Raw genomic sequence first — 7,841 nt, forward strand, 5'->3', positions numbered from 1 at the left:
TGGCGCTGATGCACGAAGCCAACGGCCGCGCGCGTTTCCTGAGCCCGCAGGCGCCGCTCGCCGCATTCACCTTCGACCCGAAAGCCAACATCTACGCCGTCGATGACTGCGAACGCCTCTCGGGCGCGCAGCAAATCGCGCTTTTCAACCTGTTCAACGAGGTGCGCGCCCATCCTTCCAGCGCGCTCGTGGCGACGGGGAACGTGGCGCCGCTGGGGTTATCGGTGAGAGAAGACTTGCGCACGCGCCTCGGCTGGGGACTGGTCTTCCAGCTCACGCCCCTTTCCGACGAAAGCAAGGCCACTGCGCTGAAACACGCGGCGCGCGAACGCGGTATCGATCTGGCGGATGACGTGCCGGCCTACCTGCTTACCCATTTCCGGCGCGACATGCCAAGCCTGATGAAGCTTCTCGACGAACTCGACCGCTTTTCGCTGGAGCAAAAGCGCGCGGTCACCCTGCCCTTGCTGCGTACGATGCTCGCCAAAAAGGAAGATGAAGCGCCGCGCCCGCAAACCGAGCTTTTCTGACCCTGGACGGCAGGCACGCGCCGTCCCGACAGCCCGCCGAACGCTTCCACCCGCTTCAAGTAAAATGCGCTCCCATGAACCTAGCCCTATTTGATCTCGATCACACCCTCATCCCGACGGACAGCGACCACGAATGGGGTCGCTTCATGGCGAGGCTCGGTATTGTCGATGCCGAAAAGTTCGCGAAGCAAAACGACGCGTTCTACGCGCAGTACAAGGACGGCACGCTCGATATCCACGCCTACCTGAACGCCCAGCTTTCCCCGCTGGCGCGGCATCCGCGCACGCAACTGGACGACTGGCACGCGCAGTTCATGCGCGAGGTCATCACGCCGGCCATCCAGCCCGCCGCGCTCGAACTGGTGCGCAAACACCAGGAAGCGGGCGATCTCTGCTGTCTCGTGACCGCCACGAATGCGTTCATCACGGCGCCGATCGGCCAGGCATTCGGCATTGACGCGCTGATCGCCTGCGAGGTCGAAACGGTCGACAATATCCCGAACGGCGAGCTCACCGGCCGCCCCACGGGCACGCCGAGCTTTCGCGAAGGCAAGATCGTGCGTACCGAAATGTGGCTCGCTTCCATGGGAAAAAGCCTGGGCGACTTCGAACACAGCTACTTCTACAGCGACTCGCACAACGACATTCCTCTGCTAGAGAAAGTCACCGACCCGATCGCGACCAATCCCGACGACACCCTGCGCGCTCATGCGCAGTCCCGCGGCTGGCGCATCCTGGAAATCTTCTCCCCACGTGATTAAAAAACTCATCCGCAAGCTGTTCGGCCAGGAAAGCGCCAAAGAGGACGCTCCGGCGACCGCCCCGCTCGTTGCTGCATCCGGCGACGATGTAAAACCTGCCCGCAAGACCACGCGCAAGAAGGCAGCGCCGGCCGAAGCCAGGCGCGATCCGAACGTGCCGGTGATCCTGTCGGCGGACGTGCATGGCATCGACCCGTCGCTGATCTCGAAGAACGCGATCCGTGTGACCGAAGGGCTGCAACAAGCCGGGCATCGGGCGTTCATCGTGGGGGGCGCCGTGCGCGACCTGCTGCTGAACGTGGCGCCGAAGGACTTCGACGTTGCAACAGACGCCACGCCCGACCAGGTGCAAAAACTGTTTCGCCGGGCGCGCATCATCGGTCGGCGGTTTCAGATCGTGCACGTGCAGTTCGGACAGGACATCATCGAGACATCGACGTTCCGTGCTCTCGTCGATACCCCCGCCGACGCACCGCCGTCACCACCTCCGCCACGTTTGAGACGCGGCGAGATGGACACGCGCACGCATGCAGTCGATGCCAGCGGCCGCGTGCTGCGCGACAACGTCTGGGGCGAGCAGCACGAAGACGCCACGCGCCGCGACTTCACGATCAACGCCATGTATTACGATCCGGCGACGCAAACCGTGCTGGATTACCACGACGGCATGGCCGACATCCGCGCGCGGTTGCTGCGCATGATCGGAGACCCCGCGACGCGTTACAGGGAAGATCCGGTGCGCATGCTGCGCGTGGTGCGTTTTGCTGCAAAGCTCGGCTTCGAGATCGAGACCGCAACCCGCGCGCCGATTGCGGAACTGGCTGATCTGATCAGCAATGTCCCGGCTGCGCGTCTCTTCGACGAGATGCTCAAGCTGCTGCTCTCAGGCCACGCGCTCGCGTGCCTGACGCGTTTGCGCGCTGAAGGTTTGCATCACGGTGTATTGCCTCTGCTCGATGTGATTTTCGAATCCACGCACGGCGAGAAATTCATCACGCTGGCGCTGACCAACACTGACGAGCGCGTGCGTGCGGGCAAAGGGGTATCGCCGGGGTTCCTCTTCGCCACGCTGCTCTGGAACGACATGCAGTCGCGCTGGCAGCAATACACGCTCGCCGGTGAATTCCCCGTGCCGGCGCTGCATCGCGCGATGGACGACGTGCTCGACATGCAGACCGAAAAGCTTGCTATCCACAAGCGGTTTTCATCGGATATGCGGGAGATCTGGGGCCTGCAACATCGGCTTGAAAAACGCTCCGGCCGCAGCGCGATGAAGCTGCTGGAACACCAAAGGTTTCGGGCGGGTTATGATTTCCTCCTGCTCCGGTGTGAATCGGGCGAACTGGATGCATCGGTTGGCCAGTGGTGGACGGATTTCATCGAAGGGGACGCTGCTGCGCGAGAGTCACTTGTTTCGCAAGGCGGGAAGGACCGGGCACCCAAGAAACGACGGCGGCGCAGCAGTAACGCCAAAAGCCGCAGGCCGGGTGACGGAATGGAGGGCGGCGCGAGCAGCGGGGACGCATCGGCTCGTGAAGAACGTGATGTGCGCGAAGAGCGCGACGTGCGGCACGGCGACGATTGACGCGGCCCGTGCGCGTGCTTTGCGCCTGCTTTGTGCGTGCTAGACAGCGCATTCGCGTCGTGTTTCGCCGAACGACAGTCGTAGGATTCATGCCATGACGGTAGCTTATCTGGGCCTGGGCGCAAACCTTGGCGATGCGCGCCAGACCCTGAAAGACACAGTCGTGTGTCTTGCTCAGCAACACACGATCAGCGTGCTCGCGAAATCGAGCCTCTATCGCACCGCGCCGATCGACGCTGGTGGCGACGACTACTTCAATTGTGTCGTCAAGATCGATACCACCCTGCCCGCGCGACACTTGCTGCGGCTGTGCCATTCCATTGAAGAGCACTTCGGGCGCGAGCGGCCATACCGCAACGCGCCGCGCACGCTCGACCTCGACATCCTGCTGTTCGGCGACTCATGCATTGAAGAAGCCGATCTCGTGATCCCGCACCCGCGTCTCACCGAACGCGCGTTCGCACTCGTGCCGCTGATCGAACTCGATAGCGAAGTGATCATCGCCCAGCGCGGCCGCGCCGATGCGTTCCTGGCATCGGTCGAAGACCAACGCATCGAAAAAGTGGCGACGCATCTGTGCCCGCTTTTCGCCTCCCGCTGCACATCCCGTCGCGAAGCCTGAACGCTCTCTCGCGCATAGCCTCACAACCACGAAAACGCCATGAGCACGCCGCTTACCGTCACCGCGCCGCAATTGCGCCCGCCGCACAGATACATAGCGATAGAAGGGCCGATTGGCGTCGGCAAGACCACGCTCGCGCGGCTGCTCGCGGAGCGCTGGTCCATGCGTACGCTTTTCGAGCGCCAGCAGGAGAATCCGTTTCTCGAACGGTTTTATCGCGACAACTCGCGTTACGCGCTCGCCACGCAATTGCAGTTCGCGTTGCAACGCGCGCAACAGGCTCAGGAAATCGGCGCGGCGCTCGTGGGCGGCGCAGGACATGTCGGGCAATCCGCGCTCACGCCGCTGATCACGGATTTCATCACCGAGAAAACCGCGCTGTTCGCACGGCTGACGCTGCCCGACGACGAGTTCGAGCTGTTCCGCGAGGTATCGAGACGCTTCAATGCGCCGGCGCCGGCGCCCGATCTCGTGGTGTATCTGCAGGCCAGTCCGGAGGTGCTGTTCGCGCGCATCCAGAAACGCGCCGTGCCCATGGAGTTGCAGATCCCCGATGCCTACCTGCGCGCCCTCTGCGACGCCTACAATGACTTCTTCTATCACTACGACGCCACGCCGTTGTTGACGGTGAACGCCGAGCATTTGAACCCGCTGGAATCGGAAGCCGATCTGGCGCTGCTGATCGAACGTATTGAAACCATGCGCGGGCGCAAGGAATTCTTTGTCAAGGGCACGTCACTCTAAGTCCGTCCGGGCGGCGCGCCAGCGTGCCGTCTCTTATCTAGTCGATGTGGAAATTGCCATGGCGTATTTGCAGGAAACCAGCCGCACCGCGATCACCGTTCCGAAGCTTCGGACCATGCGCGAAGCCGGCGAAAAGATCACGATGCTGACGTGTTACGACGCCAGCTTTTCCGCGCTGCTCGACCGCGCGGGTGTGGACGTGATGTTGATCGGCGATTCGCTTGGCAATGTGCTGCAGGGCCATGGCACGACGTTGCCCGTGGTGCTCGATGACATCGCGTATCACACCGCTGCCGTCGTACGAGGTAACAAGAATGCGCTCGTGGTGGCGGACATGCCGTTCGGCACGGTCGGCTCACGCGAAGAGACTTACGCGAACGCCGTGAAGCTGATGCGCGCCGGCGCGCAGATGGTGAAGATCGAAGGCGGGGAATGGTCGGCGGAGATCGTGCGATTCCTGGTTGATCGCTCCATTCCGGTGTGCGGGCACGTCGGCTTGACGCCGCAATCCGTGCACGCGTTCGGCGGCTTCAAGGTGCAGGGCAAGACCGATGCCGGCGCCGACCAGATGCGTCGCGACGCGTTGGCGTTTCAGGAAGCCGGCGCGCAATTGCTGGTGATCGAAGCAGTGCCTACGTTGCTCGCGCGAGAGGTCACGGAACAATTGGTTATCCCGACGATCGGCATTGGCGCGGGTATCGATTGTTCAGGCCAGGTGCTCGTGCTGCACGACATGCTGGGGATCTTTCCCGGAAAACGGCCGCGTTTCGTGAAGGATTTCATGCAGGGCCAGCCGAGTATTTTTGCGGCTGTCGAAGCGTATGTTCAGGCCGTGAAGGAGAAGAGTTTCCCCGGGCCGGAGCATACGTTTTAGAAGCTATTAGCTCTTGCGTTTCAGACGCGCGGCCACTGCGCCGCGCAACGCGTTGCAGATCATCAGCGCTTCGGCGCGGTTCAAATCTTCGAGCGTCAGCGCGCGTTGTTCTGCTTCCAGCTCTTCCAGCAAAACGCCGCGCATCACGCCCGGCAGCAATCCCGCGCCGAGCGGCGGCGTTTTCCATCGGCCATCGTGCTTCAAGAATACGTTCGACCGCCCGCCTTCCGTCAGCTCGCCGCGCTCGTTGAAGAACAGCATATCGAACGCGCCATGCGTTTCGGCCTCGCGCCATGCACGGTCGTAATCCTCACGCGATGTCGTCTTGTGTTCGAGCAACGGATCATTGGAAGAGCGCGGCGCAAAGCCATATTCGGATGCCAGCAACACGCTCACCGTTTGCTCCGCCAACGGCGCAAGGGGCGCGCTCGTTACGTTGATCTCGCCGCTTTTCGCCAATGCAATCCTGAGTCTGTACGAGGCGTCCTGTTCAAACCCGGCGCAGGTTTCATCGACAAGACTTTGCAGCGCAGTCCGGTCAAGCGGAAACCCGCACCACGCAGCGCTCGATGCCAACCGCGCCAGATGCCGGCCCCAATGGCGAATCCCGTCCTTCGTTGCGAATGTGGTCTCGAAGAGCTGGAAACCCGGATCGGAGCCAGTCAGGAATTGCGCTTTCAATTGGCACTCCTCGAATTCATCCGCGGCGACGCTGTCCAGCACAATACCCGCGCCGATACCCATCCTGCCCCGGCCATGCTCGATTTCAATCGTGCGGATCGGCACGGACAAACAGAAGTCATCACGCGCGTCCAGCCAGCCTATAGCGCCGGTATAAATACCGCGCGGCGTGCTTTCGAGCGCGTCGATCAATTGCATGGTCTTGTGTTTCGGCGCGCCCGTGATCGATCCGCACGGCAACAGCGCGCGCAGGATATCGGCGAACGAGGTGCGTGGCCGCGAACGCGCCTCCACGGTCGATGTCATTTGCCACACCGACTTGTACGCCTCGACCGTGAACAATTGCGGCACCCGGACGCTTCCGGTCACGGCCACGCGCGCCATGTCGTTGCGCAACATATCCACGATCATCACGTTCTCAGCGCGATTTTTCGGATCGTCTCGCAGCCATTCCGGGTCGGCGCTGCGCGGCGCGGTGCCTTTCATTGGCCGGGCGCGAAGTAAATCACCCTCACGTTCGATGAACAACTCCGGCGAGCACGACAACACGTCACGCCCGTCGGGCATCGCGATCAACGCGCCATAGCGTACCGGTTGCCGCTCCCTCAGCCTTCGGTACAACCCAATGGCCGAGCCGAAAACATCGAACGCGAGACGGAATGTGTAATTGATCTGATACGAGTCGCCCGCCTGCAGCGCCTCCTGCACACCTGCGATGGCATGTTCGAAAGCATCGGGCGTCACACTCGATTCGATGTTCGCCACTCCCGCCACCGACGGCTGGTCAGCCAAACCGTTGTCGTTTTCAGCGAGCCACTGTTCGGCCTCTTCCCGCGACAAAAACCTGCATTCGCGAAACAACAAAAAGCGCAGCGCGGCATTGCCGGGCTGCGCCAACTGCAGATTGCGGCCGAATTCGTAGTCCGCCAGCACGACCACGTGCAAACCGTCGTGCAGGTCTCGCCTGACGCTCGCGCACACGTCGTCCAGCTCTGCCGCTTCGTGACACGACCGTTCGCGCACGAAGCCGGCGTAAAGGCGACTCGACCGCCTTCCGGCGGTCGAGTCGCAATCGTCGAGCAGCGCGAAAACCTCGCCGCGTTGCGGCATGATCAGTGCCTCAATCGAAGAAACTCTTCACCCGATCGAACCAGCTCTTGCTTTGCGGACTATGACGCGAGCCGCCCTCAGTCAGCGAACGCTCGAACTGCTTGAGCAGGTCGCGTTGCTGATCGGTGAGCTTGACCGGCGTTTCGACCTGGACGTGCACATACAAGTCGCCGGCGATACTAGAACGCAATCCCTTGATGCCCTTGCTGCGCAGACGGAACGTCTTGCCCGACTGCGTACCTTCCGGCACCGTAAAGCTCGCGCGCCCGGCCAGCGTCGGCACTTCGATCTCGCCGCCAAGCGCCGCCGTGGTGAACGGAATCGGCATCTGGCAATGGAGGTCGTCGCCATCGCGCTCGAACACCGAATGCTGCTTGATGTGAATCTCGACGTACAAGTCGCCGCTCGGACCGCCGTTGATGCCCGGCTCGCCGTTACCCGACGAACGAATCCGCATGCCGTCGTCGATACCCGCCGGAATCTTCACCTCCAGCGTCTTCGTTTCCTTCACCTTGCCCGCGCCGTGGCAATGACCGCACGGTTCAGGAATGAAGGTACCGGTGCCGTGACACTTCGGGCACGTTTGCTGGATGCTGAAGAAACCCTGCGACATTCGCACGGTGCCTTGTCCGTGACACGTCGGACATGTTTCCGGTTTCGTGCCGGCCTTGGCGCCCGAGCCTTTGCAGATCTCGCAATTGACCCAGCTCGGTACACGAATTTGCGTGTCGTACCCGTGCGCTGCCTGCTCCAGCGAAATTTCCATGCTGTAGCGCAAATCTGCACCACGATAAACCTGTGGACCTGCGTGCCCGCGCAAATCAATGCATCACGGCGCCTGAACCCGCGCCTTCCACTGGCCGCCTTTTCCGCTCCAGAACCTCACTGCCGATCCCACCGTTGCGCTGACATAGAACAGCGCGACGAGCGGCAG

7 protein-coding genes and 1 pseudogene are annotated in these 7,841 nt (G+C 62.1%); 6 read left to right on the top strand and 2 right to left on the bottom strand.

Features of this window, described 5'->3' with window-relative positions; translation table 11 throughout:
• The 6 genes from ACRXB1_RS24855 to panB form a co-directional block, all read left to right on the top strand.
• Positions 1-530 (top strand): HdaA/DnaA family protein (locus ACRXB1_RS24855; RefSeq protein ID WP_449493548.1); only part of this gene is annotated, 530 nt, incomplete at its 5' end.
• 74 nt (positions 531-604) lie between these two features.
• Positions 605-1,291: a histidinol-phosphatase gene (locus ACRXB1_RS24860; protein WP_061998496.1), complete on the top strand. Its 687-nt coding sequence runs from the start codon at positions 605-607 to the stop codon at positions 1,289-1,291.
• Positions 1,284-2,876 carry a polynucleotide adenylyltransferase PcnB gene (gene pcnB / locus ACRXB1_RS24865; RefSeq protein WP_062169203.1) on the top strand — a complete coding sequence of 531 codons (1,593 nt, stop codon included), beginning with the start codon at positions 1,284-1,286 and terminating at the stop codon, positions 2,874-2,876. The genes ACRXB1_RS24860 and pcnB overlap by 8 nt, the downstream gene beginning before the upstream one ends.
• Positions 2,877-2,970: 94 nt before the next feature.
• Complete coding sequence (gene folK, locus ACRXB1_RS24870; RefSeq protein WP_062169201.1) at positions 2,971-3,498, top strand: 2-amino-4-hydroxy-6-hydroxymethyldihydropteridine diphosphokinase; 528 nt, start codon at positions 2,971-2,973, stop codon at positions 3,496-3,498.
• Between the two features lie 39 nt (positions 3,499-3,537).
• A complete protein-coding gene (locus ACRXB1_RS24875; RefSeq protein WP_062169200.1) occupies positions 3,538-4,242 on the top strand; it encodes a deoxynucleoside kinase in 705 nt (234 codons plus the stop codon).
• Between the two features lie 58 nt (positions 4,243-4,300).
• Positions 4,301-5,116, top strand: coding sequence for a 3-methyl-2-oxobutanoate hydroxymethyltransferase (panB, locus tag ACRXB1_RS24880; RefSeq protein WP_062169198.1), 816 nt, complete (start codon positions 4,301-4,303; stop codon positions 5,114-5,116).
• Positions 5,117-5,122: 6 nt separating this feature from the next.
• Here panB and ACRXB1_RS24885 read toward each other — a convergent pair whose 3' ends face one another.
• Positions 5,123-6,907 carry a chorismate-binding protein gene (locus ACRXB1_RS24885; RefSeq protein WP_449493549.1) on the bottom strand — a complete coding sequence of 595 codons (1,785 nt, stop codon included), beginning with the start codon at positions 6,905-6,907 and terminating at the stop codon, positions 5,123-5,125.
• A gap of 10 nt (positions 6,908-6,917) precedes the next feature.
• Positions 6,918-7,721 (bottom strand): annotated as a pseudogene (locus tag ACRXB1_RS24890) (molecular chaperone DnaJ); the annotation flags it as partial.
• Between the last annotated feature and the right edge of the window lie 120 nt (positions 7,722-7,841).

This window comes from Caballeronia sp. M23-90 (assembly GCF_053574605.1).